At 64.2% G+C, this 25,068-nt stretch carries 24 protein-coding genes; 7 read left to right on the forward strand and 17 right to left on the reverse strand.

Annotated features, from left to right (window positions below; all coding sequences use genetic code 11):
* Positions 1-8 precede the first annotated feature (8 nt).
* The 5 genes from DLM46_RS30910 to DLM46_RS30930 all read right to left on the reverse strand — a co-directional run bounded on the left by DLM46_RS30910 (position 9) and on the right by DLM46_RS30930 (position 6,426).
* Positions 9-2,723 carry a DNA internalization-related competence protein ComEC/Rec2 gene (locus DLM46_RS30910; protein ID WP_115106946.1) on the reverse strand — a complete coding sequence of 905 codons (2,715 nt, stop codon included), beginning with the start codon at positions 2,721-2,723 and terminating at the stop codon, positions 9-11.
* Between the two features lie 112 nt (positions 2,724-2,835).
* On the reverse strand, positions 2,836-3,624 hold the full coding sequence (locus DLM46_RS30915) for a TatD family hydrolase (RefSeq protein ID WP_115107038.1): 789 nt from the start codon (positions 3,622-3,624) through the stop codon (positions 2,836-2,838).
* Between the two features lie 110 nt (positions 3,625-3,734).
* Positions 3,735-4,484, reverse strand: a complete 750-nt coding sequence (gene lolD, locus DLM46_RS30920) for a lipoprotein-releasing ABC transporter ATP-binding protein LolD (RefSeq protein ID WP_115107041.1) — start codon at positions 4,482-4,484, stop codon at positions 3,735-3,737.
* Positions 4,477-5,730 carry a lipoprotein-releasing ABC transporter permease subunit gene (locus DLM46_RS30925; protein ID WP_115107097.1) on the reverse strand — a complete coding sequence of 418 codons (1,254 nt, stop codon included), beginning with the start codon at positions 5,728-5,730 and terminating at the stop codon, positions 4,477-4,479. The genes lolD and DLM46_RS30925 overlap by 8 nt, the downstream gene beginning before the upstream one ends.
* A gap of 297 nt (positions 5,731-6,027) precedes the next feature.
* Positions 6,028-6,426, reverse strand: a complete 399-nt coding sequence (locus DLM46_RS30930; RefSeq protein ID WP_133300397.1) for a hypothetical protein — start codon at positions 6,424-6,426, stop codon at positions 6,028-6,030.
* Between DLM46_RS30930 and DLM46_RS30935 the strand changes: the two genes are divergently transcribed.
* The 5 genes from DLM46_RS30935 (at position 6,394) to DLM46_RS30955 (ending at position 13,334) form a co-directional block, all read left to right on the forward strand.
* Entirely contained in the window at positions 6,394-7,530 is a 1,137-nt protein-coding gene (locus DLM46_RS30935; protein WP_115107047.1) for a regulator, read from the forward strand. The two genes, DLM46_RS30930 and DLM46_RS30935, sit on opposite strands and share 33 nt — an antisense overlap.
* A 28-nt stretch (positions 7,531-7,558) precedes the next feature.
* On the forward strand, positions 7,559-9,265 hold the full coding sequence (gene recJ, locus DLM46_RS30940; RefSeq protein ID WP_115107049.1) for a single-stranded-DNA-specific exonuclease RecJ: 1,707 nt from the start codon (positions 7,559-7,561) through the stop codon (positions 9,263-9,265).
* A gap of 199 nt (positions 9,266-9,464) precedes the next feature.
* Positions 9,465-10,569 (forward strand): peptide chain release factor 2 gene (prfB, locus tag DLM46_RS30945; RefSeq protein ID WP_115107052.1). Its coding sequence is split into 2 segments (ribosomal slippage): positions 9,465-9,545 and positions 9,547-10,569, totalling 1,104 coding nucleotides; the frame shifts between segments, so codons are not numbered across the junction.
* A 108-nt stretch (positions 10,570-10,677) separates the two neighbouring features.
* Positions 10,678-12,204 (forward strand): lysine--tRNA ligase, encoded by a 1,527-nt coding sequence (lysS, locus tag DLM46_RS30950; RefSeq protein WP_115107100.1) that lies wholly within the window; start codon positions 10,678-10,680, stop codon positions 12,202-12,204.
* A 323-nt stretch (positions 12,205-12,527) separates the two neighbouring features.
* Positions 12,528-13,334 carry a glycine zipper 2TM domain-containing protein gene (locus DLM46_RS30955; RefSeq protein ID WP_115107054.1) on the forward strand — a complete coding sequence of 269 codons (807 nt, stop codon included), beginning with the start codon at positions 12,528-12,530 and terminating at the stop codon, positions 13,332-13,334.
* Positions 13,335-13,440: 106 nt separating this feature from the next.
* On the opposite strand, the gene iscX is transcribed toward DLM46_RS30955, so the two are convergent.
* From iscX to DLM46_RS31005, 10 genes are all read right to left on the reverse strand, one after another.
* Entirely contained in the window at positions 13,441-13,638 is a 198-nt protein-coding gene (gene iscX, locus DLM46_RS30960) for a Fe-S cluster assembly protein IscX (protein WP_007181290.1), read from the reverse strand.
* Between the two features lie 15 nt (positions 13,639-13,653).
* A complete protein-coding gene (gene fdx, locus DLM46_RS30965; protein ID WP_115107057.1) occupies positions 13,654-13,995 on the reverse strand; it encodes an ISC system 2Fe-2S type ferredoxin in 342 nt (113 codons plus the stop codon).
* A 182-nt stretch (positions 13,996-14,177) separates the two neighbouring features.
* Positions 14,178-16,049, reverse strand: a complete 1,872-nt coding sequence (hscA, locus tag DLM46_RS30970; protein WP_115107059.1) for a Fe-S protein assembly chaperone HscA — start codon at positions 16,047-16,049, stop codon at positions 14,178-14,180.
* Positions 16,050-16,190: 141 nt separating this feature from the next.
* Positions 16,191-16,718, reverse strand: coding sequence for a Fe-S protein assembly co-chaperone HscB (gene hscB / locus DLM46_RS30975; protein WP_115107061.1), 528 nt, complete (start codon positions 16,716-16,718; stop codon positions 16,191-16,193).
* 156 nt (positions 16,719-16,874) lie between these two features.
* Positions 16,875-17,198 (reverse strand): iron-sulfur cluster assembly protein IscA, encoded by a 324-nt coding sequence (gene iscA, locus DLM46_RS30980; protein ID WP_027799651.1) that lies wholly within the window; start codon positions 17,196-17,198, stop codon positions 16,875-16,877.
* Between the two features lie 142 nt (positions 17,199-17,340).
* On the reverse strand, positions 17,341-17,754 hold the full coding sequence (iscU, locus tag DLM46_RS30985) for a Fe-S cluster assembly scaffold IscU (RefSeq protein WP_115107063.1): 414 nt from the start codon (positions 17,752-17,754) through the stop codon (positions 17,341-17,343).
* Between the two features lie 61 nt (positions 17,755-17,815).
* Complete coding sequence (locus DLM46_RS30990; RefSeq protein ID WP_115107065.1) at positions 17,816-19,039, reverse strand: IscS subfamily cysteine desulfurase; 1,224 nt, start codon at positions 19,037-19,039, stop codon at positions 17,816-17,818.
* Positions 19,040-19,125: 86 nt separating this feature from the next.
* The gene (gene iscR / locus DLM46_RS30995) at positions 19,126-19,656 is read right to left on the reverse strand and encodes a Fe-S cluster assembly transcriptional regulator IscR (protein ID WP_115107068.1); all 531 of its coding nucleotides are present in this window, start codon (positions 19,654-19,656) and stop codon (positions 19,126-19,128) included.
* A 149-nt stretch (positions 19,657-19,805) separates the two neighbouring features.
* Positions 19,806-20,303, reverse strand: a complete 498-nt coding sequence (locus DLM46_RS31000; protein ID WP_115107070.1) for a low molecular weight protein-tyrosine-phosphatase — start codon at positions 20,301-20,303, stop codon at positions 19,806-19,808.
* Positions 20,304-20,452: 149 nt separating this feature from the next.
* Positions 20,453-20,689: a hypothetical protein gene (locus DLM46_RS31005; protein ID WP_115107072.1), complete on the reverse strand. Its 237-nt coding sequence runs from the start codon at positions 20,687-20,689 to the stop codon at positions 20,453-20,455.
* 269 nt (positions 20,690-20,958) lie between these two features.
* Here DLM46_RS31005 and DLM46_RS31010 point away from each other — a divergent pair, with 269 nt between their 5' ends.
* Positions 20,959-21,462, forward strand: a complete 504-nt coding sequence (locus DLM46_RS31010) for a hypothetical protein (protein ID WP_115107074.1) — start codon at positions 20,959-20,961, stop codon at positions 21,460-21,462.
* Between the two features lie 187 nt (positions 21,463-21,649).
* Here the strand turns inward: DLM46_RS31010 and DLM46_RS31015 are convergent, their stop codons facing one another.
* Both DLM46_RS31015 and DLM46_RS31020 read right to left on the reverse strand, forming a co-directional pair.
* The gene (locus tag DLM46_RS31015) at positions 21,650-23,065 is read right to left on the reverse strand and encodes a lactate utilization protein B (protein ID WP_115107076.1); all 1,416 of its coding nucleotides are present in this window, start codon (positions 23,063-23,065) and stop codon (positions 21,650-21,652) included.
* Between the two features lie 110 nt (positions 23,066-23,175).
* The gene (locus DLM46_RS31020; protein WP_115107079.1) at positions 23,176-23,901 is read right to left on the reverse strand and encodes a (Fe-S)-binding protein; all 726 of its coding nucleotides are present in this window, start codon (positions 23,899-23,901) and stop codon (positions 23,176-23,178) included.
* A gap of 180 nt (positions 23,902-24,081) precedes the next feature.
* Between DLM46_RS31020 and DLM46_RS31025 the strand changes: the two genes are divergently transcribed.
* Positions 24,082-24,888: an IclR family transcriptional regulator gene (locus tag DLM46_RS31025; protein WP_115107080.1), complete on the forward strand. Its 807-nt coding sequence runs from the start codon at positions 24,082-24,084 to the stop codon at positions 24,886-24,888.
* Positions 24,889-25,068: the final 180 nt, after the last annotated feature.

Below are 25,068 nucleotides of genomic sequence, written 5' to 3' on the forward strand. Positions count from 1 at the left end.
GCAGTCCGTCAACGATCCATCCAGTAGCGGCGCCGCGTGTCCCGATAGCGCTCGAGCGTGAGCGCGGCCCCATTCGGTTGCGGGACGGCGTTCGGCACGGCGCCGGAATCGACATCCGGATTGATGCCCGGGTCGATGCCAGGGACAACGTCGATCCGCACCGCGCCGTCCGTGTCGCTGCGCGCGAGTTCGATATGCCGCGCCTTGTAACGCTCGAACACACCCGCGTTCGGATGATGAAAACGGTTGCGATAGCCTACCTGAAATAGTGCGACCAGCGGGTCGATTGAGTCGAGGAACGGTTCGGTCGACGAGGTCTTGCTGCCGTGATGCGGCACCACCAGCACCTGAGCGCGCAACGCGCCGCGATCGCGCGCGAGCAGCGTGCGTTCGGCCGGTGCTTCGAGGTCCGCCGCCAGCAAAGCGCTCATACGGCGCGCATCCGTTTGAACGCCCGCGTCCGACGCGCTCGCGGCAGGATGCAAGGTGCTCACGCGCAATACACAGCAATGCGCGTTCGGTTTGCCTTGCAGCGGCCCGGCATCCGGCCAGAGCATCGCGAACTCGACGCCGTCCCACTGCCAGCGCTGCCCCGCCGCGCAGGGCAACGTATCCGCACCGCGCTGCCGCGCTCTACGCCACAGCGCATTCGCCGGCGCCAATGCCGCCAGCAGTTGCCGCACCTCGATCGCGTCCAGCACGGCCGGCGCGCCGCCCGAATGATCGGAATCGGAGTGGCTAATGACGAGCGTATCGAGCGCCGTGACGCCGTGAGCCTGCAAGAACGGCACGACGACGCGCTCGCCCGCATGCGTCGATTCCGGCCCCGGTCCCGCATCGAACAGCAGTGCGTGATGCGTCGTCTCGACCAGCACCGAGGTTCCTTGACCGACATCCAGCGCGGTCAGGCGGAAGCTGCCGTGCGGCGGCCCGGACGGCGCCGGCATCAGCAACGGCAACCAGGTCAGCGGCGCGGCCCAGCGTAGCGGCCAGCCGCGCGGCGCGAGACACCAGAGCACACCGATGCCAGCCGTGGCCAGCGCCCACGCATCCGGTTGCGGCAGACGCCAGAGCGTCCATGCAGGACCCGACAGCGTCCGCAGGCCCGCGGCCAGCAGTTCAAGCAAGGCGTGCGCCGCCTGGAACGCGTAGCCGTCGAGCGGCGCGGGCAGCGCGACACCGGCCAGCACGGCCGGCGTGACCAGCAGACTCACCCACGGAATCGCGAAGGCGTTGGCGAGCGGGCCGATTAGCGGAATCTGCATGAACCAGTAGACGGTGAGCGGCGCGAGCGCAATCGTCACCGCGAACTGCACATGCGCGGCGCTGCGCAGACGTTCGACAAAGGCGCGCACCCGACGGCGCAAAGCGGAGAGCAAGCGCGTGAGCCGGGATATCTCGCCGCCCTCCCCATCTTCCTCGCGATCCTGCGCAGGGTCCTGCACGCGGGGCCGCCCCGACATCGCGAACAGAATCGCCGCCACCGCGCAGAACGACAGCCAGAATCCCGCCGACACCACCGCCCAGGGATCGATCAGCAACACGAGCCCCAACGCCCACGCGAGCACGGCGGACCGCGCGATATTGCGCCCGCTGACAAACGCAAGCGCGACCACGCCCGCCATCCACAACGCCCGCTGCGCCGGCACGTTGAAACCGGCCAGCGCGGCGTGCAAGCCGGCGAACAACGCGCCGCCCGTCACCGCGACGATCTGCGCGGGCAACCGCAATGGCCAGTTGCGGCCGACGAATCCGGAGCGCCGCCACCACGCCCCGGCGAGCCAACCCGCAAGCCCTGCGACAAAACCGATATGCAGCCCCGAAATCGCCACCAAATGGCTCGTGCCCGTGCCCCGCATCAGCAGCCAGTCCGCCTCGCTGACTTCATCCTGCGCGCCGATCGCCAGCGCCACCACGATCCCGCGATGTGGCGCTTCGGCAAGCACCGTGTCGATCCGCGCGCGCAGCGCGGCGCGCCAGCGATCGAAGGCGACGCCCACGCCGCGCGCGTTGCCCGGCAAACGGACGGCGGCAGCGGGTGCGCTGACATAGCCGGTAGCGCGCACATTACGCGCGAGCAGGTTGGCTTCGGCATCGCGAACGCCGAAATTCGCATTGCCATGGGGCCGTTTGAGCCGCACCGCCAATTGCCAGCGCGCGCCGGGCTCGAGCAACGGCGGCGGCGCATCCCGAGCAATCCACGTCAGCTGAATCACACGCGGAAAAGCAGCGATCGGCGCGTCGGCCGATTCGACCTCGAACAGAAAGCGCGCGCCCTTTGCGTCGACTGCCGGAAGGCCCTTGATGCTGCCGACCACGTCGACATCGCGCCCTTCCCAGGCGCTCGGCAGGCTCACGGCGAGCCGCGTTTGCGCGCGCCAGGCCGCATAGCCGAAGCCCACGCAAATGGCCGCAATCCACAGCGCGCTCCAGCCGAGCCGTGAGCGTATTGGTGCAGCGAGACCTGTGCTGATGCCTGTGCCAGGAGCTATGCCTGAAAGCACGCCGAAAAGTGCGCCGAACCGGCCACGCCGATCGAGTGCCCCTGCGGCCGAGCGGTCGTCCGCTTCGACGGAATGAACACCGCGCAACGCCCACACCGCGACACCGCTCGCCACGCATGCGGCCAGAGCCAACGCGCCCCACGCACCCCGCCCCGGCAATGCTGCCTGCTGCTGCAAGGCGACCACGCCCAACGCAAATCCGCACCACCATGCCCGCATTCGTCCTCCGCTCGACCGGCGCCGGACGATGCAACGCTCACCGCGCAGGTAGCAGCAGGCCCGCCGGGCGCGTGTTCCGCCCGACGCGAACCACTTGAACCATCAAGTTTGATTATGCAGAGGAAAGTGCGAGCCGCGGCAGCGCGGCGAGCGCGTTAGCCGTTGTGCCTAGGGCGGCTTCGTCGGCGGTCATGCGGCGCAGTTGCGCGAGGCCCGCGCCGATGGCCGGAATCTGATCCGGCGTGTTGCGCTGCCTGTACAACCAGGAAGGTGCGATGTCGGGTGCGTCGGTTTCGACGACCAGTGCGTCGAACGGCAATTGCTCGGCCAGACGCCGGATTTGCCGCGCCCGTTCGAAGGTCAGATTGCCGCCGAAACCCAGATGCAGGCCCTGGTCGATATACGCCTGAGCCTGCTGGAAACTGCCGTTGAAAGCGTGCGCAATGCCGCGATGAATCTGGTGCCGGCGCAGCCCCTTGAGCACCTGGTCCTGCGATTTGCGTACGTGGCAAATCACCGGCAGATCGAATTCGCGAGCGAGTTGCAATTGACCGTTGTAGAAGAACTGCTGGCGCGCATCGTCGAGGCCCGGCACGAAGTAATCGAGACCGATCTCGCCGATGCCGACGAACAGCGGATCGTCGAGGCTCGCTTCGATTTCCATCCGCAGCAGTTCGAGATCGCGCTCCTGCGCGCCCGGCGTGTAGAGTGGATGAATGCCGAGCGCATACGCGCCGCCGTCGGTCCGGTGCGCGAGCTCACGCACTGCGGTGAAGTTCTCACGGCCGATCGCCGGAATCACGATGCGCCCCACCCCGGCGCGGCGCGCAGCCGCCGCGACCGCGTCGCGGTCGGCGTCGAATTCCGACGCGTCGAGATGGCAGTGCGTATCGATCCACATGGCGCGCCTCGTTAGCGGCAGGGTTTCGCGGGGGTTCAACCTTAGCTTCGGCTTCGGCTTCGGCTTCGGCTTCGGCTTCGGCTTCGGCGTCGCGCGGCGCGGCGCAGTGATTACACCGGCACCGGCGGCTCTTCGTGCAGCACGCCGTCGCGCAGCCGCATGATCCGGTCGCAGCGGCCGGCCAGTTCAGGATCGTGCGTGACGATCACGAAACTGGTTTCGAGCGTCTGCGACAGTTCGAGCATCAAGTTGAACACGGTGTCCGCGGTGCCGCCGTCGAGATTGCCGGTCGGTTCGTCGGCCAGTACGCAGGCCGGTTTGGTGACGAGCGCCCGGGCAATCGCCACACGCTGACGTTCACCGCCCGACAACTCGCCCGGGCGATGCTTCGCCCGATGCCCCATGCCGACGCGCTCCAGCACCTCGAGCGCCTGGCGCCGCGCGGCTTCGGTCGTCATGCGGCGAATCCGCAGCGGCATCGCGACGTTGTCGAGCGCCGAAAACTCCGGCAACAGATGGTGGAACTGATACACGAAACCGAGCGCGCGATTGCGCAAATCGTTGCGTTCGCGCTCGGAGAGCTTCGTAAACGGCTTGCCCATCACGGAGACATGACCCGCGCTCGGATCGTCGAGGCCGCCGAGCACGTGCAGCAGCGTGCTCTTGCCGGAACCCGACGCGCCGACGATCGCCAGCTTTTCGCCGCGCCGCACGCTCAATTGCGTGTTGTTGAGCACCTGTACGTTGAGGCCGCCCTGCACGAACGACTTCGAAATACCGGTCGCTTCCAGCACGTAGGGATGCAGCGCCGTCTCGTTGGACATGTTGGGCCTGGTCAGGGTGGCGGAAAGGTCATTCATAGCGCAGCGCCTCCGCCGGACGGACCTTCGCACCGCGCCAGCTCGGATAAAGCGTCGCCAGAGCGGACAACGCGAACGCAATGAGGCCGATTCGCGCGACGTCCGAGGGAACCAGTTCGGACGGCAATTCGCTGATGAAATACACCGACGGCGGCAGGAACTGCACGCCGAGCAGATGCTCGATCATCGGCACGAGCCACGGAATGCTCCACGCGATCAGGCAGCCTAGCGCTACGCCGGTGGCCGTGCCGATAAAGCCGATCGTCACGCCCTGCACGACGAAAATCTTCATGATCGAGCCGGGCTGCGCGCCGAGCGTGCGCAGGATCGCGATATCGGCCTGCTTGTTGGTCACCGTCATCACCAGCGACGACACCAGATTGAATGCCGCCACCGCGATGATCAGCGTCAGGATGATGAACATCATGCGTTTTTCGATCTGCACCGCCGAGAACCAGGTCTTGTTCTGCTGCGTCCAGTCGCGGATGTACAGGTCGCCCGACAAGGTACGCGCCAGTTGATGCGCGACCTCTGGCGCCCGCTGCATGTCCGTCAGGCGTAAGCGCACGCCGGTCGGTGCGGGCAGACGGAACAGCGCCTGCGCGTCCTTGATGTTGATCAGCGCGAGCGTGCTGTCATATTCGTAATGCCCCGACTCGAAAATGCCCACCACGGTGAACTGCTTCAGCCGCGGCAGCATGCCGGCCGGCGTGATGGTGCCTTCGGGCGCGACCAGCGTGATCTTGTCGCTGACTGTCACGCCGAGGTTGGTGGCGAGATCCGCGCCGAGCACGATGCCGAACTCGCCCGGCACGAGGTCGGTCAGCTTGCCGCCCTTCATTTCCTTGCCGATGTCGGATACCTGCGGCTCGAGCGTCGGCTCGACGCCGCGCAGCGCCACCCCGCTCACCGCGTCCTGGCGCGTGAGCAGCGCCTGCGCCTCGACGTACGGCGCCGCGCCGATCACTTCCTTGTTCTGCCTGGCTTCCTGCGCGGTCAATTGCCAGTTGGGCATCGAACCCGTCGGCGAAAACACTTCGACATGCGCCAGCACCGACAGCATCCGGTCGCGCACCTCTTTCTGGAAGCCGTTCATTACAGACAACACGACGATCAGCGCCGCGACGCCGAGCGCGATGCCCGACATCGACACCAGCGCGATGAACGAAATGAAGCCGTTGCCGGTCGTGCGTTTGCCGGCGCGGGTGTAGCGCCAGCCTATCTGCCATTCGTAGGGAAATTTCAAGCGAATCCTTTTCTGCGTTCTTCGGCCTTTGTACTGCGCATGAAGGCGGCTAGCCGCATAAGCGGCGCCGGTCATGCGGCCCGAGCGTCGTGATCGTTGGTGTCACGGCAGCGCCGATGGTTCCGGTATGACGCTCCGGCCCCGCCGGCGAGGCCCACGCCGCCGGGGCCGCCAAGGTTGCCCGCGCTGCTGCTGCCGTCAATCAAGCGCGAAGTTTGCCATACAATGCCGCGGCTTCGCGCAAAGGCCTTCCGCACAGGGCTCGCGGCGCAACGCGAGGCACCTGGCGCAAGCCCGCTAACGCAGGTTGTAGCGGCTGCGCAGATCGTTGATGATGCGCGCCGCCGCGCTGACGGCGACGTCGCGCACGTCGGCGTCCTTGCGGTCGCGATGCAGGTGCGTGATGTCCCAGTTGCAGCCTTCCTCGTCTTCGACGGTCTCGTGGAACCCGGTCGGGATCCAGCCGGCCGTCTCCGGGTTGGCGTCGAGCGCACTCACGACAAGCTCGAGCAACTCCCGCTCGGTTTTCAGTTCACGCGACATGTCGGTCTCCCTCGTCATGGGCGCGGTGCCGCCGCGCGCGGCTGCTGCCATCGGCGGGACGTGGATGCGGCGCCCGGAATCCGCCGATATGGTCGGAATACTCGCACTCTTTGCCCTACAATGCGCAGCATCATGCGCGCCAACCGTCTTCATCTTCTTCTCCCCTTCGCGCTGCCCGCCGCAGCCGACGCCTCCACCGCACTGCACGACATCCGGAGTCCGGCCCTCGACCGGCTGATCGCCCGCGCGACGCTGGTCGAACGGGTGGTCGGCGAGGATTTTCAGCGCACGCTGCCGCACGAGCGCTGGGTAGCCCGCCAGTTCGGCGCGCTGCCGGGCGGCGCGGCGGCCGACGACGAAGCACCGCTCGCGCCGTACATGCTGCGCGCCGACGGCGGCGAACCCGGCAACGCAACGTGGGCGTGCGTGCAGCCGGTGCACGTGCGCATCGCGCATGATCATCTGGTGCTGATCGATCCGGCCTCGCTGGAACTCTCCGACGAGGAAGCCAGCGCGCTGCTGGCGGTCGCCCGGCCGTTGATCGAGGAGCTCGGCGTGCGCATCGAAGCGCCGAGGCCCGCGCGCTGGTATTTGTCGGGCGCAGGCTTCGGCACGCTGGCGGGCGCCTCGCCGTTGCGTGCCAGCGGGCGCAACATCGAAATCTGGCTGCCGCACGAGGCGCATTCCGGCGAGCGCTCGCGCGCGTGGATGAAGCTGCAAAACGAAGTGCAAATGGCGTGGTTCGAGCATCCGGTGAACGAGGCGCGCGAGGCGCGCGGCCTGCCGGCCGTCAACTCGATCTGGTTTCACGCGCAAGGCGCGGCGCAACCGGTAACCAGCCCGTTCGCGCGAGTATTCTCCGACGCGGCGGCCACACGCGGCCTGGCCCTGACCGCCGGGGTCGAGACCGGCACGCCGCCGGCCTCCTTCGGGGCGCTCGCCGCTGCGCCCGGCAGCGCAAACACGACAAACACCGCAAACACGCATGCCTACGTACGCGGCGCAGCCACGCTGGTCGAACTCGATCCGTTCTCCGCGCCCTACATCGAGCAGGACTGGGCGCGCTGGAACGACGCCTTCGCCGCGTTGCAAAGCGACTGGTTCGAACCGGCGCTGGATGCATTGCAAACGGGCCGGCTCGGCGAACTGGACCTGACGCTGTGCGGCGACACCGGCTCCGTGACGCTGTCGATCACGCGCGGCGACCTGCGCAAATTCTGGCGGCGACGCGTGCTCGCCTCGCTCTTCATCGAATGATTTACCGCCTGCTCAACGGCCTTTCCGAATGACTCGAATCGTTACGCGCGCCTGTTCCCCTGTCGACGCCGAAATTCTCACCCGCCACGGCCTGCATCCGGTGCTCGCGCGCCTGTACGCCGCGCGCGGCGTGTGCATGCCCGATGAAATCGAAACCGGTCTGGCGCGGCTCGTGCCGCCTGCCGCGCTCAAGGGCTGCGAAGACGCCGCCGCGCTGCTCGCCGACGCGATCGAGAGCAAGCGCCGGATGCTGGTCGTGGCCGATTACGATTGCGACGGCGCCACCGCCTGCGCGGTCGCGGTGCGCGGCCTGCGGATGTTCGGCGCGCAGATCGACTATCTGGTGCCGAACCGCTTCGAGTACGGCTATGGTTTGACGCCCGAGATCGTCGCACTGGCCGCGCGCAGCGCGTCCGGCAAGCCGGATCTGCTGATTACGGTGGACAACGGCATCGCCAGCGTCGACGGCGTGGAAGCGGCCAACGCGCTCGGCATCGACGTGCTGGTGACCGATCACCACTTGCCCGGCGACGAACTGCCCGCCGCGCGCGCGATCGTCAACCCGAATCAGCCGGGCTGCACGTTTCCGAGCAAATGCATCGCGGGCGTCGGCGTGATGTTTTATGTGCTGCTGGCGTTGCGCGCCGAACTGCGCCGCCGCGGCGCTTTCAACGACGCGTTTCCCGAGCCGCGTCTCGACGGCCTGCTCGATCTGGTGGCGCTCGGCACGGTCGCGGACGTGGTCAAGCTCGACGGCAACAATCGCGTGCTGGTCGCGCAAGGCTTGCAGCGGATCCGCAAAGGCAAGATGCAGCCGGGCATCGCCGCCCTGTTTCGCGCCGCGGCGCGCGATGCGCGCAGCGCGTCGGGCTTCGACCTCGGCTTTGCGCTCGGCCCGCGCCTGAACGCGGCGGGCCGCCTGTCGGACATGTCGCTCGGCATCGAATGCCTGACCACCGACGACATCGGCCGCGCGTGGGAACTCGCGCAGCAGCTCGACACGATGAACCGCGAACGCCGCGAGATCGAAGCCGGCATGCAGCAGCAGGCGCTGGAGGATCTCTCGGCGATCGACCCCGACGGCGCGACCACCATTACGCTGTTCAATCCGGGCTGGCATCAGGGTGTGATCGGCATCGTCGCCGGGCGGCTGAAAGAAAAGTTCCACCGGCCGTCCTTCACCTTCGCGCTCGCCGACGACAGCGGCACGCTGGTCAAAGGCTCGGGCCGCTCGATCGCGGGATTCCATCTGCGCGACGCGCTCGATCTGATCTCGAAGCGCGAGCCAGGCCTGATCGTCAAATTCGGCGGCCACGCGATGGCCGCCGGTCTCACCCTCGCCGCCGCCGATGTGCCGCGCTTCACCGCCGCGTTCGAAGCGGTCGGCCGCGAATGGCTCTCCGAAGAGGCGCTCTCGCGCACCGTCGAAACCGACGGCGAACTCGAAGACGCCTACTTCACGCCGCAATTCGTCGAAATGCTCGACGCCGCCGTCTGGGGCCAAGGCTTTCCGGCGCCGGTGTTCTCGGGCGAATTCGACATCGCCTCGCAGGCGCTGGTGAAGGACAAGCACCTGAAGCTGCAACTGGTGCGCGGCCGCCAGCGCTTCAACGCGATCTGGTTCAACCATACCGATACGCTGCCGGCACGCACCACCGTCGCCTACCGGCTCGCGAGCGACACGTGGAACGGCGTGTCGCGGGTGCAATTGATCGTCGAGCACGCGGCCAGCTGAAGCGGCAGCCCAAGGCTGGCTCAGGGGCTGGTTCAGGGACTGGTTCAGGGACTGCCTCACGTCTGCCCGGCGAGCCCGTCAAGCATCGGAAATCACCGCAAAATCAACCTCAAACACGCGCCGGATCGCTCGCAAGGCTCCGGCGCAGCGCGCCGATCGGCTATAATTTCCCCTTTTTACGAAGCTATAAAAGATCGACATGGAAGCGGAACGTCTCAACGCGATCGAAGCCTCTCTGGCGGACCTGCGCACGCGCGCGGCCGACCTACGGGGGTATCTTTGACTACGACGACAAGTCACGTCGTCTAATCGAAGTCAACCGGGAACTCGAAGACCCGGACGTCTGGAACGACTCGAAACACGCCCAGGCCCTCGGCCGGGAAAAGAAGCTGCTCGACGACGTCGTCGGCAAACTCACGGCGCTCGATAACGACCTGCGTGACGCGCAGGACCTGTTCGAAATGGCCCGCGAAGAAAACGACGAGGACACGCTCCTCGCTTGCGAAGCAGATGCGCAAGGCCTCGAACAGCGCGTCGCCGACATGGAATTCCGCCGGATGTTCGCGAACCCGGCCGACCCGAACAACGCGTTTCTCGACATTCAGGCCGGCGCCGGCGGCACCGAAGCGTGCGACTGGGCGTCGATGCTGCTGCGCCAGTACCTGCGCTACTGCGAGCGCAAGGGCTTCAAGACCGAAGTGCTGGAACAGACCGAAGGCGACGTCGCGGGCATCAAGAACGCGACCATCAAGATCGAAGGCGAATACGCGTACGGCTTTTTGCGCACCGAAACCGGCGTGCACCGCCTCGTGCGCAAGTCGCCGTTCGATTCATCGGGCGGCCGTCATACGTCGTTCTCGTCGGTGTTCGTGTACCCGGAAATCGACGACTCGATCGAAGTCGACATCAACCCGGCCGATCTGCGCATCGATACGTACCGCGCGTCCGGTGCGGGCGGTCAGCACATCAACAAGACCGACTCCGCGGTGCGGATCACGCACATGCCGTCGGGCATCGTCGTGCAGTGCCAGAACGACCGCTCGCAGCACCGCAACCGCGCCGAAGCCATGGCCATGCTGAAGTCGCGCCTGTACGAAGCTGAAATCCGCAAGCGTCAGGCCGAGCAGGACAAGCTCGAAGCGGGCAAGACCGATGTGGGCTGGGGTCACCAGATCCGCTCGTACGTGCTGGACAACAGCCGTATCAAGGATCTGCGCACCAACGTCGAAATCAGCAATACCAAGAGCGTGCTCGACGGCGACCTCGATCCGTTCATCAGCGCGAGCCTGAAACAGGGCGTCTAGGCGCAATCGGCGCGGCATGCATCGCATTGCCGCGCCGCATCTTTTTACCGCCTGAGTTTTTGTGACTCATTGGCCAGCCGCATGCGGCCCACCGAATACCAAATCATCATGACCGAATCGATCCAGCCGAATGTCGTGCCCGAGGTAGACGACAACAAGATCATCGCCGAGCGCCGTGAAAAGCTGCGCGAACTGCGCGAACAAGGCATCGCCTATCCGAACGATTTCCGTCCCACGCACCACGCCGAAGATCTGCAATCGCAATACGAGCATTCCGACAAGGAAACGCTCGAAGCGAATCCGCTCGAAGTCGCCCTCGCCGGCCGCATGATGCTCAAGCGCGTGATGGGCAAGGCGAGCTTTGCGACCGTGCGCGACGGTTCCGGCCAGATCCAGTTCTTCATCACGCCGGCCGACATCGGCCAGGAAACGTACGACGCGTTCAAGAAGTGGGACATGGGCGACATCGTCGCAGCGCGCGGCGTGCTGTTTCGTACCAACAAGGGCGAGTTGTCGGTGCGCTGCACTGAACTGCGTTTGTTGTCGAAGTCGCTGCGTCCGCTGCCGGACAAGTTCCACGGCCTGTCCGACCAGGAAATGAAGTACCGCCAGCGCTATGTCGATCTGATCGTCACGCCGGAAACGCGCAAGACTTTCGTCGCGCGTACCAAGGCGATTTCGTCGATCCGCAAGTTCATGGCCGACGCCGAGTTCATGGAAGTCGAAACGCCGATGCTGCACCCGATTCCGGGCGGCGCCGCGGCCAAGCCGTTCACCACGCACCACAACGCGCTCGACATGCAGATGTTCCTGCGGATCGCGCCGGAACTGTTTCTGAAGCGCCTCGTGGTCGGCGGCTTCGAGCGCGTGTTCGAGATCAACCGGAATTTCCGCAACGAGGGCGTGTCGGTACGCCACAATCCGGAATTCACGATGATCGAGTTCTACGCGGCGTACACCGATTACAAGTGGGTGATGGACTTCACCGAGCAGTTGATCCGCCAGTCTGCCATCGACGCGTTAGGCACCGCCACGATCACCTATCAGGGCCGTGAGCTCGATCTGGCCAAGCCGTTCCATCGGCTGACCATCACCCAGGCGATCCAGAAGTACGCGCCGCAGTACACCGGCGAGCAACTCGCCGACAGCGCGTTCCTGCGCACCGAGCTGAAGAAGTTCGGCGTGGACGCATCGCAGCCGCAGTTCCTGAACGCTGGCGTGGGCTCGCTGCAACTCGCGCTGTTTGAGGAAACCGCCGAATCGCAACTGTGGGAGCCGACCTACATCATCGATTACCCGATCGAAGTGTCGCCGCTCGCGCGCGCGTCGGATAAGTTCGACGGCATCACGGAGCGTTTCGAGCTGTTCATCACGGGTCGCGAAATCGCCAACGGCTTCTCGGAGCTGAACGATCCGGAAGACCAGGCCGCGCGCTTCAGGAAGCAGGTCGACCAGAAAGACGCCGGCGACGAAGAAGCGATGTTCTACGACGCCGACTACATCCGCGCGCTGGAATACGGCATGCCGCCGGCAGGCGGTTGCGGGATCGGCATCGACCGTCTGGTGATGATGCTGACCGACAGCCCGAGCATCCGCGACGTGATCCTGTTCCCGCATCTGCGCCGCGAAGACTGATGGGTTCGCTGCGTTAGCGCCCAGACAAAACGCCCGGCTCGATGTCGGGCGTTTTGCGTTTTCGAGCCGGGAATAAACGCAGGGGCGGCTAGCTGACAGTTTGTAACCATCGGTAAAAGATGCGCACCAGGGTAGTCGGCCACCCTGCCCGTCCCCTACCGAGCGCGGCGTGCACCGAGGGTCTCCACGATACGCGTGGCCCTTCGACGCCTCTTCTGTCAGATGATTACCCGGAAATGGTTACAAATTGAAATGCTCCGGGGATCGATTTGATCGACACTGTGTCTCAATTACAGTCGACTCTGCTTAAGACGGAGGCCAATATGGACAGTCCAGATACCAAACCCGCGCAACAACGTCGTCTTCACCCGCTTGTAGCGACCGCTGCGGGTGCCCTCATCATCGCTAGCCTTGCCGCGACAGCGGCCATCACGGGCCTGTTCCCGAAGGCGTCGAGCAACGGCATGCAAAGCGACCAGACTCAGACCGCGCAAGTGACCACGCAACCGGCGGTGGTCGATTCGGCTGCGCCGGCGAATCTGGCGGCGCAGCAGGCGGCCCAACAGGCAGCGCAGCAGCAGGCACAACAGCAGGCAGCGCAGCAGCAGGCACAACAGCAGGCGGCGCAGCAACAGGCGCAACAGCAAGCGCAGCAGACCGCAGCCCAACAACAGGCGCAGCAGCCGGTTCAACGTCAGCCTGCCCCGGAGCCGGCGCAACAACCTCAGTACGCCCAGCAGCAACAAGCCCAGCCGGCGCCGCAATACGCACAGCAGCAACCTTCACAACCGGCTTACTGCTCGACCTGCGGCACGGTGGTCGGCATCTCGGCGGTGCGTCAGGAAGGTCATGGCACCGGGATCGGCGCGGTCGGCGGTGCGGTTGCCGGCGGCGTGGTCGGCAACCAGTTCGGTAGCGGCAACGGCCGTACCGCAATGACGATTCTCGGCGCGCTCGGCGGTGGCCTTGCCGGCAACTCGGTCGAAAAACATCTGCGCAGCACCACGTCGTATTCGGTGCGCGTGCGCATGGAAAACGGCAAGACGCGCTACTTCACATACCATGAAGCGCCGCCGTTCCAGCAAGGTCAGCGCGTGCGAGTCGAAAACGGCACGCTGGTGGCAAGCTGAGCGATACCAGCCTGAAGATTCTCCAGGCGTTAAAAAAGGCGATTCCAATGGAATCGCCTTTTTCTTTGTCGCAACAGAAACGAATCGCGCGCCGCGGGCGGAAAACTCAATAGTCCGCGTCTTCGATCCATGCAGCCTGAATCGCTTCAAGGATCTTCTCGTTCGACCGGTTAGGGTCGTCGTCGAAGCCTTCCAGTTCGGTGACCCAGCGGTGCAAATCGGTGAAGCGCACCTGCTGCGGATCGATGTCCTGGTGCTTGTCAGTCAGGGCCATCGCGATGTCTTGCGTATCGGTCCACTTCATGGCTGCGTCCTCCTGTTAGTGGTTTTCCTTCGCGTGATTGATCGAATAACGCGGGATTTCGACGACCAGATCCTGCTCCGCCGGCACCATTGCCTGGCACGACAAACGCGAGGCCGGCTCGAGCCCCCATGCTTTGTCCAGCAGATCGTCCTCGTCTTCCTCGGACGGCGTCAAGGCGGCGAAACCCTCACGCACGATCACGTGACAGGTCGTGCATGCGCAGGACTTCTCGCACGCGTGCTCGATTTCGATGCCGTTATCGAGCAGGTTGTCGCAGATGCTCTTGCCGGGCACGGCATCGATCACCGTGCCTTCCGGGCACAGTTCGACATGAGGCAGCACAACGATTTGAGGCATACATTTTCCGTTTGGGTCTGAGGCACGGCTGCCGCAGTCCGGCTCCGTACCATTTTACTGGCGCCGAGTGCCTTTTTTAAGACACGCGGCGCGTTTTCGTTCGTCGCGGTTTGTTGGAGGCATCCCGGCTTCGGACGTCCCGGCTTCGGGCGTCCCGGCTCGCTTGCCGTTACCGCGACGACTCAGATCTCGTCGAGCTTGCGGCCGGCCAGCGCACGGCGAATGCCCTTGTTCATGCGGCGGGCGGCGAATTCGTCGGTGCCTTCCGCGAGCGTTCTGGTCGCGGCCTCGATCGCATCGACGTCATCGCTTTGCGCGAGGTTGCGCAAGGCGGTGAGCAGCGCGTCGAGTTCGGCACGCTCGCTGTCGTCGAGCAATTCGGCGTCGGCGGCGAGCGCGGCGTCGGTCGCTTCCACGAGACGCCGCGCTTCGACCTGCGCTTCACGCAGCGCGCGGGCACGCATGTCGACTTCCGCTTTCGAGAAGCTGTCTTCGAGCATCCTCGCGATGTCGTCGTCTGCGAGTCCATACGACGGCTTGACCACCACCGACGCTTCCACGCCCGAGCCCTGTTCACGCGCGAACACCGACAGCAGGCCGTCCGCATCCACCTGATACGTGACGCGAATCCGCGCGGCGCCGGCAGCCATCGGCGGGATGCCGCGCAGCTCGAAACGCGCGAGCGAACGGCAATCGGCAACGAGCTCGCGCTCGCCTTGCACGACGTGGATCGCCATCGCTGTCTGGCCGTCCTTGAAGGTCGTGAAATCCTGCGCGCGCGCGACCGGAATCGTCGAATTACGCGGGATGATCTTCTCGGTCAGGCCGCCCATCGTCTCGACGCCGAGCGACAGCGGAATCACGTCGAGCAGCAGCCAGTCGTCGCCGTCGGCGCCGCGATTGCCTGCGAGCAGATCGGCCTGGATCGCCGCGCCGAGCGCGACGACCTGATCCGGATCCAGATTGGTAAGCGGCGGCTGGCCGAAGAACGACTCGACCGCACGGCGGATCACCGGCATACGCGTCGCGCCGCCGACCAGCACCACGCCTTTGATCTCTTTGGTCGTGACCTTGGCGTCGCGCAGTGCTTTCTTCGTCGGGCCGAGCGTGCGTTGAACCAGCGCTCGGGTCAGCGCTTCGAAAGTGGCTTCGCCGATCGTCAGATCGAGCTGGGTGGCGCTCGAGAGCGTCGCCTGCAGCGTTGCACTCGAAGCGTCCGACAAAGCCTCCTTGGTCACGCGCACGCTGTCCAGCAGCAGACGCACGTCTTCTGGAGCAAGCGACTGCGGCGCGATGCCCGCCTGCTCCAGCACATGACGATACAGCGCGTGGTCGAAGTCATCGCCGCCGAGCGCGGAATCGCCGCCCGCCGCGAGCACTTCGAACACGCCCTTGGTGAGCTTGAGAATCGACAGATCGAAGGTGCCGCCACCGAGGTCGTATACCGCGTACAGGCCTTCGGAACCGTTGTCGAGGCCGTAGGCGATCGCCGCCGCGGTCGGCTCGTTCAACAGGCGCAGCACGTTCAGGCCGGCCAGACGGGCGGCGTCTTTGGTCGCCTGGCGCTGCGCTTCGTCGAAATACGCGGGCACCGTGATGACCGCGCCGACCAGCTCGTCGCCTAGCGTGTCCTCGGCGCGCTGGCGCAGCGTCGCGAGAATTTCCGCCGAGACTTCGACCGGGCTCTTCACGCCGTCGACGGTGCGGATCTGCACCATGCCGGGCGCGTCGATAAAGTCGTACGGCGCATTCTCTGCGCCTTCGACTTCCGCCTTGCCACGGCCCATGAAGCGCTTGACCGACACGATCGTGTTACGCGGATCAGTCGCGGCCTCCGCCTTGGCGGTGCGGCCGATGCGTCGGCCGCCCTTTTCCAGGTAGCGCACCACCGACGGCAGCAGCACATGGCCGTGTTCGTCGGGCAGCACATCGGGCACGCCGCTGCGCACCGCGGCGACGAGGGAATTGGTGGTGCCGAGATCGATACCGACCGCGAGGCGCCGCTGATGGGGCGCCGGCGCCATGCCGGGTTCGGAGATTTGCAGTAAGGCCATCTGGGTCTTCTCGGGACCGCCTGGCCCCGTCCTGAATTTTCGCGTTGCTGGATGGTAATGCTACGGCTGCGGTTGGATGAGTTTGCGTGCGTTGCATACGTTTGTGCGCCTCTTCGCGCATCTACGACACTGCGCGCGGCGCTAGTTTTCGAGCCGCTCGATCTGCGTGCCGATTTCCGACGCCACCCGCTCGATGAACATCAACTGCCGCACCGCCTCGCCTGCCGCCTGGTTCGCGCCGCTGTCGAGCAACGCACCGAGCCTGGTAAAACGCATGCGCTCTTCGTCGCGCAGTTCGGTCAGCAAGGCGTCGAGCGCATCGACGTTCTTCGCCGCAGCCGCGTCTTCGATTCCTTCGCGCCATTCCATCTGCTGCATCAGGAACGCCGGCTCCATCGCCGTGTTGTTCTCCGCGCCGACGTCGATGCCGCGCAGGTGCAGCAGATAAGTCGCACGCCTTAACGGATCGCGCAGCGTCTGATACGCCTCGTTGGTGCGCGTCGCCCATTGCATCGCAATGCGTTTTTGCGCGTCGCCGGCCGCGGCAAAGCGGTCCGGATGCACTTGCGCCTGCACCGTGCGGTAAGCGTGGTCGAGCGCGGACGCGTCGAGCGCGAATTGCGCCGGCAGATCGAACAGGTCGAAGTGGCTGTCGTTCAGCGAGGCCATCGGATAAAAGGAGTCCGTTCAGGAAGCGCACCGAAGTGCAGATCAATGCAGATCAAAAGGGCAACGAAGATTCGGCGATCGAAGAGGCGTGGATGAAACTAAAAAGGCGGCCCGCGCCGCCTCTTTTCCGCTGCACGCACGCGGAAGCGTTCCGATTTACACGCGGAACGACTCGCCGCAACCGCATTCGTCCTTCACATTCGGGTTGTTGAACTTGAAGCCTTCGTTCAAGCCTTCACGCGCGAAGTCGAGTTCCGTGCCGTCGATATACGCGAGGCTCTTCGGGTCGACAATGATCTTCACGCCGTTGCATTCGAACACTTCGTCTTCGGGCGCGAGTTCATCCACGTACTCGAGTTTGTAGGCCAAACCCGAGCAACCGGTCGTACGCACGCCGACCCGCAACCCGACACCCTTGCCGCGACGAGTCAGATACTTCTGGACGTGCTGTGCTGCCTTTTCGGTCAACGTAATTGCCATAGCGTTTCTCGTTGCGCGGCGCGTATCCGGCATTCATATGCCTCGTGACGCGCTGCTGCCCTGCCTGCTTCAAATATCGCACATGCCGGACGGTGCATTGCTGCCGCTCGCCGTCCGCTTCGATTCACACTCGGCAGCGCGCTTACGCGTGCTGCTTGCCGCCTTCGACGACCGCTTCGCCGTGGCGTTGCTTATAGTCGGCGACCGCTGCCTTGATCGCGTCTTCCGCGAGGATCGAGCAGTGGATCTTCACCGGCGGCAGCGCCAGTTCTTCTGCGATCTGCGTGTTCTTGATCGACATGGCCTGGTCGAGCGTCTTGCCCTTCACCCATTCGGTGACGAGCGAACTCGACGCGATCGCCGAACCACAGCCGTACGTCTTGAACTTCGCGTCTTCGATGATGCCGTCCGCGCCCACGCGGATCTGCAGCTTCATCACGTCGCCGCATGCGGGCGCGCCGACCATGCCGGTGCCGACCGCATCGTCGTCCTTCGCGAAAGAACCTACGTTGCGCGGGTTTTCGTAGTGGTCCAGAACCTTGTCGCTATAAGCCATGATTACACTCCTTGATTCGTTTCAATCTGAGTTCGATGAATTCGGCATCCAAACCGGCGCGTCAGTGCGCTGCCCACTGGATCGTCGAAATATCGATCCCGTCCTTGTGCATTTCCCACAGCGGCGACAGATCGCGCAGCTTCGAAATCTTGGTCTTCAGCAGGTTGATCACGTAATCGACATCCTGCTCGGTCGTGAAGCGACCCACCGTGAAGCGGATCGAGCTGTGCGCCAGCTCGTCGTTACGGCCCAATGCGCGCAGCACATACGACGGTTCGAGCGAAGCCGATGTGCACGCCGAACCCGACGACACCGCCACGTCCTTCACGGCCATGATCAGCGATTCGCCTTCGACGAAATTGAAGCTGATGTTCAGGTTGTGCGGCACACGCTGATCCATGTCGCCGTTCACATACACTTCTTCCATTTCCGACAGGCCGCGCAGCAGGCGGTCGCGCAGCATGCGAATGCGCTCGTTTTCGGTCGCCATTTCTTCACGCGCGATGCGGAACGCTTCGCCCATGCCGACGATCTGGTGCGTGGCCAGCGTGCCCGAGCGCATGCCGCGCTCGTGACCGCCGCCGTGCATCTGCGCTTCGATGCGGATACGCGGCTTGCGGCGCACGTACAGCGCGCCGATACCCTTCGGACCGTAGGTCTTGTGCGCCGAGAACGACATCAGGTCGACCTTCAGCTTTTGCAGGTCGATCGCGATCTTGCCGGTGGCCTGCGCCGCGTCGACATGGAAAATGATGCCCTTTTCGCGGGTGATTTCACCGATCGCCTCGATGTCCTGGATCACGCCGATTTCGTTGTTCACCGACATCACCGAAACCAGAATCGTGTCCGGGCGCAGCGCGGCCTTGAACACCTCGAGGTCGATCAGACCGTCGTCCTTCACATCCAGATACGTGACCTCGAAGCCTTCGCGCTCGAGTTCGCGGCAGGTGTCGAGCACGGCCTTGTGCTCGGTCTTCACCGTGATGATGTGCTTGCCCTTGCTCTTGTAGAAGTGCGCGGCGCCCTTGATCGCGAGGTTGTCCGATTCGGTTGCACCCGAAGTCCAGATGATTTCGCGCGGATCGGCATTCACCAGCGCAGCGACATTCTCGCGCGCTTCTTCGACCGCACGTTCCGCGTCCCAGCCATACGAGTGGCTACGCGATGCGGGGTTGCCGAACTGCTCGCGCAGATACGGAATCATCTTGTCCACCACGCGCGGATCGACCGGGGTCGTCGCGCTGTAGTCCATGTAAATGGGCAGGTGGGGAATCTCGTTGTTCATCTATCGCTCCGGGGACGTCATGTGCTCTGGCTTCTGGGTTCGCTGTCAGGCTGCGGCGGTTTCGCAAGTAGTCGACTCGCCGCGCCCTAGGAACCGGCCATGTTGAAAACGGAATTGGGCCCTTTCGGCACCACGCGTGCGGGTTCGACCGCCGGCGCGTCGTTGCGCCGGTCGCGCAACACCGCCGGCGCGCCTTCACGCGAACGCTGCTGATCGACCAGATCCTTCAGGGAGACCGAATCCAGGTACTCGACCATTTTCTGATTCAGCGTCGACCACAACTCGTGCGTCATGCAGTGGCCGTCGTGCTGTTTGGTGCCCTCGCACGAGCCCTTGCCACCGCACTGGGTGGCATCGAGCGGCTCGTCGACAGCAATGATGATGTCGGCCACCGTCACGTCTTCAGCGCGGCGGGCAAGATTGTAGCCGCCGCCCGGTCCGCGCACGGACTCGACGATTTCGTGACGACGCAGCTTGCCAAACAGCTGCTCGAGGTACGACAGGGAGATATGTTGGCGCTGGCTGATACCCGCAAGCGTCACCGGGCCCTGCTCCTGGCGCAGTGCCAGGTCAATCATCGCCGTGACGGCGAAACGGCCTTTCGTGGTGAGTCTCATATGGTGTGGGAACCGCTATTCTCGACAAGTTTGGTCAAGTATAAATACATGAGCGATTTAGTCAAGTATCCCTATCGCGATTTGGGTCATTTGCTTAATTAACCGGATGCGTTCGGCGTGGGTACATGCGGTGAAGCCCCGACGTACTTTCAGCGCGTCAATTGGGGACTAAGCGCTGCAATCAAACCGCGGCAGGCCGCTTCGCATTGGTCCAGCACTTGCTCAAAACCGTCCGCTCCGCCGAAATACGGATCGGCGACTTCGCGCGCGCCGCCCCAGCGACTGTCCGTCTCCGGAACAAACTCCATCAGCAGACGAATCTTGTCGCGCTGAGCCGGCTGGCAGATTTTGCTCAGCGCGGCGACGTTCTTGTCGTCCATCGCGATCAGCAGATCGAAGCGCTCGAAGTCCGCCGCGACAATCTGACGCCCGCGCAAGGCAGCCAGTTCGTAGCCGCGCCGGCTGGCGGCCTGCTGTGCCCGGTCGTCCGGTGGCTGGCCGATGTGCCAGTCGCCGGTACCGGCGGAATCGATCAAAATGCGCTCCACGAGATTCGCCTCGGCCACCAGATGTCGCATCACGCCTTCCGCGGTCGGTGAACGGCAGATGTTCCCGAGGCAGACGAAGCAGATGGACACGGTTTTCATCAAGGGCTTTCTGGCGCGACGCTCGCGCGGAGCAACAAGTTAGGAAACGGTGCCGCGATTATACAAAGCTGAGCCGGATCGCGCCGGGCGCCTCGCAGCGCCGGCTCAGCGCTTTGCGTGCAGCGCGGCGGCTAATCACTCCTGCGCGCTCAGGATGCCTGCGCGACGGGCATTGACGCGACGGCACGCATGGGCTTGGCGGGCAGCGTCTTGACGTCGCCGACCATGCCGTACGAGACGGCGCGTGCAAGTTCAGCGGTCAATTGATCCGCGGCGAGCGGCGCTTGCGAGCCGTGCGAGGTGTCGCCACAAAGGTGCAGGTAGGCTGCCGCGGCAAGCGGCACAACGATGACAAGGGGCCAGTACACCGATATTGTCTTTTTCATGATGTCGTTCTTTCCGATTAGGGGCTCATGAGCTCGTGACCCACTATGCCCAGTCGAAATTCTATAGAGGAAGACAATCGGGAAAAACCGACCTGCGCGAGATACAGCGTTGCGTTGGAAGGAACAGTCGATCGGGAGGTTGGCGGCGCATCGCGTCGACATGCGTCGTGGCACGGAAAATAAATCCTTACAAAGACATACAAAGCTGATGCGACGGTTGGCGATAATAGTTGTCTTATCGTCACGTACTTTCGCACTTGGTCCACCAAATGAAACGCATCGCTCCACTCGTCGGCCTGGCCGTGGCTACCTTGCTGGGCGGTTGTGCCGTCTATCCGGACGGCACGCCGATGTACGGCAACGGTTATTACGACGGCTATGACGGATACGACGGCTACGCCACCGGGGTGCCCGTCGTGCCGCAAACCAACGTCTACATGGATTACGGCAACTACTGGGGACCGGGCTACTACGGGCCGGGGGGGGGCTATCGCGGCTACCCGGGGCATTGGGACCGGGATAACGGCAACCGCGGCGATAATGGCGGCTGGCATGGGCAGCCGAATGGAGGCGGCGGCCAGCACGGCGGTCCGCCGCCACACGGCGCAGCCGGCGGCCCCGGCGGACCTGGCGGCTCGAATATGGCACGTCCGGGCCCGGCCAACCCGCCGCCGCAACAGGCAGGCGGCGGAGGCGGGCGCGGCAACGGCGGCAATATGGAAGTGAGGAGAGGCGTTCCCGGCCGTCAATCAGGGGGGATGACGGACCACTGATCCGTCACATTGCATGTGTCCGTGGCACGCAGACCGCGGCGCAATTGCCGGACGGGAGATCAGGCGATAGAGAAGCTTCGGCATGCAGCGCGATCCAGGGCGTCCCGGCGGCGCGCTGCCCCGCTTGCCTCTCTCATGGCGACAAGGAAGTCAACTGGAGACAATGGCAGGCGGCAGAGCCGCTCACTCAACCAATATGGCTGCGCTGCGCCGCGTACAGCTCCCGGAACGTGCGCCCCACCGGCGCAGGCATGTCGCGCGTATTGGTCCAGCCGGCGCCACCCAGCGGCAGCTTCGCGATCGAACGATTTTTCCCGCCCAACTGTTCCAGCACGCGCACGGCGAGCTTCGTCACCAGCGCATAAGCATCCGGATGCAGCGCGAGGAAACCCCACACGGCCAGCCCCACCCTTTCCCGCCACGGTCGCAGGCGACGCTCCACCTGTTTTTCGCGCAACTTGCGCAACAGATCGGATAACGGAATCTCCACCGGGCAGACACTATTGCACTCGCCGCACAGCGTAGCGGCCTGCGGCAGATCCAGCGCCTTGTCGAGTCCGACATAGCTCGGCGTCAACACCGATCCCATCGGCCCCGGATAGACCCAGCCGTACGCGTGACCACCCACCTTCTGATACACCGGACAGTGGTTCATGCACGCGCCGCAACGGATACAGCGAAGCATCTCCTGAAAGTCGCCGCCGATCAGCCCGGTACGCCCTCCGTCGACCAGCACGACGTACATATGCTCGGGGCCATCCTGATCCCTCGGACCCCGCGGCCCGGTCAGCACGGAAAAGTAGTTCGACGTTGCCTGCCCGGTTGCCGAGCGCGGCAGCAGACGCATTGCTGTAGCCAGATCCTCCAGCGTAGGCAACACTTTTTCGATACCGGTGACCGCAACATGCACACGCGGCATCACCGTACACATACCCTCGTTGCCCTCGTTCGTGACCAGCGCCACCGAACCGGTTTCCGCGACCACGAAGTTGCCGCCCGTCACGCCCATGTCGGCCGTCATGAAGTGCGGACGCAGCATCTCGCGCGCTTCACGGGTCATATCCGTAATCTCGGTCAGGCGCGGCCGATCGTGCGTCTTCGCGAACAGCTCGGCGATCTCGTCCTTATCTTTATGGACGACCGGCGCGATGATATGGCTCGGCGGCTCGTTGCCGTTGATCTGCAGTATGTATTCGCCCAGATCGGTTTCGATCGACTGCACCCCCATCTGCCCGAGCACTTCGTTCAGGCGCATTTCCTCGGTGACCATCGACTTGGTCTTGATCACCTTCTTTACATCGTGGCGGCGCGCAATGTCGCCGACCAGACGCGCCGCTTCCTGAGTCGTTTCAGCGAACAGCACCGTGACGCCGCGCCGGACAGCTTCACGTTCGAAGGTTTCGAGCCAGACGTCGAGATTTTCCAGCGCGCGATTGCGGCGCTCCTTCAAAGCGGCACGGGTGGCGGGAAAATCGATCGCGGCAATGGCCGCGGCGCGGGCCGACACGAACTTGGTCGACAGCTTGGTGAGATTCTGCTGCAGGCGCTGGTCGGCGAGTTTCTGACCCGCGCGGGCCTTGAATTGCATCGATTGAACTTGCATGGCGGCCTTGTGCGTATTCGAACTAACGCGCGAACTAACGTGCGCGAACTAACGTGCGCGAACTGAAATGCGCGAACCGAAGTACGTGAAATGGAATGCGGCAAGCACGTTTACGCGACATCGCCAGCCAGCACCTGGGCGATGTGCAGCACGCGTGTGGCGGTGTCGCCCGTGCGCCGCAAGCGGCCCTCGATGTTGAGCATGCAGCCGAGATCGCCGAGCACGACAGTGCCGGCGCCGCTCGCGCTGATATTCGCGCATTTTTCGTCTACGATCGCCGTCGAAATGTCGCCGTACTTGAGCGCGAACGTGCCGCCAAAGCCGCAGCAGTGCTCGCAATCCTTCATTTCGGTCACCGCCACGCCCACCTGCGCGAGCAGCACGCGCGGTTGGGTCTTGACGCCGAGTTCACGCAGCCCCGAACAGGAATCGTGGTATGTCACCTGCCCCGCGAACTCGCCCGGCTGCAATTGCACCTTGGCGACGTTGACGAGGAAATCGGTCAACTCGAACACCTTGGGCCGCAGCCTGCCGAAGCGGCTCATCAACTCAGGATCGTCGGCGAACAGGTCGCCGTAATGCACGCGGATCATGCCGCCGCACGAACCTGACGGCACGACCACGTAATCGAACTGTTCGAATTCGCGCAAGGTCTTTTCGGCCAGATCGCGCGCGATGCGCCGCTCGCCGGAGTTGTACGCGGGCTGCCCGCAGCAGGTTTGCGCGGGCGGAACCACCACCTCGAAACCGGCGCCCTCGATCAGCTTGATGACCGAAAAACCGATCTCCGGACGCATCAGGTCAATCAGGCAGGTGACGAACAATCCGACTCGCATGAGCCCTCCTTCGGGAAAACGTCCCTGATTATCCGCTGTTTGCCGCACAATACCAACGGCCAGAAGGCATAAGACGAGCGCCACGTTAAATTGGAAGGGGCCTTCCAGCCGCGTTCGCTTTTTTCACGATACGAGATACAATCAATTTTCCGCTGTTTGACGCGTCAACCGATTCCTCCTATGAGCGACACGAACCCGGATCCCAAAACTTCGATCCAGGTGATCGAACGCATGATGCGCTTGCTCGACGCACTCGCTGCGCATAGCGACCCGGTCAGCCTGAAAGAACTCGCCATCCGCACGGAGTTGCATCCGTCCACCGCCCACCGCATCCTGAACGACATGGTGATGTGCCGGCTGGTCGACCGGTCGGACCCCGGTACCTACCGCCTCGGCATGCGCCTGCTCGAACTGGGCAATCTGGTCAAGGCGCGTCTGTCGGTACGCGATGCGGCGCTCACGCCAATGCGCGAGCTGCATCGCCAAACTGGCCAGACAGTCAATCTGTCGGTGCGCCAGGGCGACGAGATCGTCTATATAGAACGCGCCTATTCCGAGCGCTCCGGCATGCAGGTGGTGCGGGCCATCGGCGGCCGGGCGCCGCTGCATCTGACCTCGGTGGGCAAGCTGTTCCTCGCCGCCGACGAATCGACCCGCGTGCGTGCCTACGCCACGCGCACCGGGCTGTCGGGTCATACGCAAAACAGCATTACCGACCTGAACAAACTGGAGCGCGAACTGTCGCACGTGCGCCAGCAAGCCTGTGCGCGCGATAACGAAGAACTGGAACTGGGCGTGCGCTGCATCGCGGCCGGCATTTATGACGACACCGGCAAGCTGGTTGCGGGCCTGTCGCTGTCCGCACCGGCGGATCGCCTGCAGGATTCGTGGCTTGGGCAACTCAGCCAGACTGCGCTCATGATTTCCGAATCGCTCGGTTACCGGCCGCAATCGCAGCAGGAACCACCGCACTCGCAGCACGCGTAAGCCGGCAGTTCACGGTCAACAAAAAAGCCTCGCGTCCGCGAGGCTTTTTTGTTTCGCTTGACCCGTCCTGAAATGGGTTGACACTTTTTCCGCCCTTGGAAGGAGAGTCAATTGGAATCAGGGATCAAGCGTACACAGCGGGACTACAGCCTCGCCTTTAAACTGTCAGTGGTCGAACAG

It is taken from the genome of Paraburkholderia lacunae (assembly GCF_003353175.1).
GTDB lineage: Bacteria > Pseudomonadota > Gammaproteobacteria > Burkholderiales > Burkholderiaceae > Paraburkholderia > Paraburkholderia lacunae.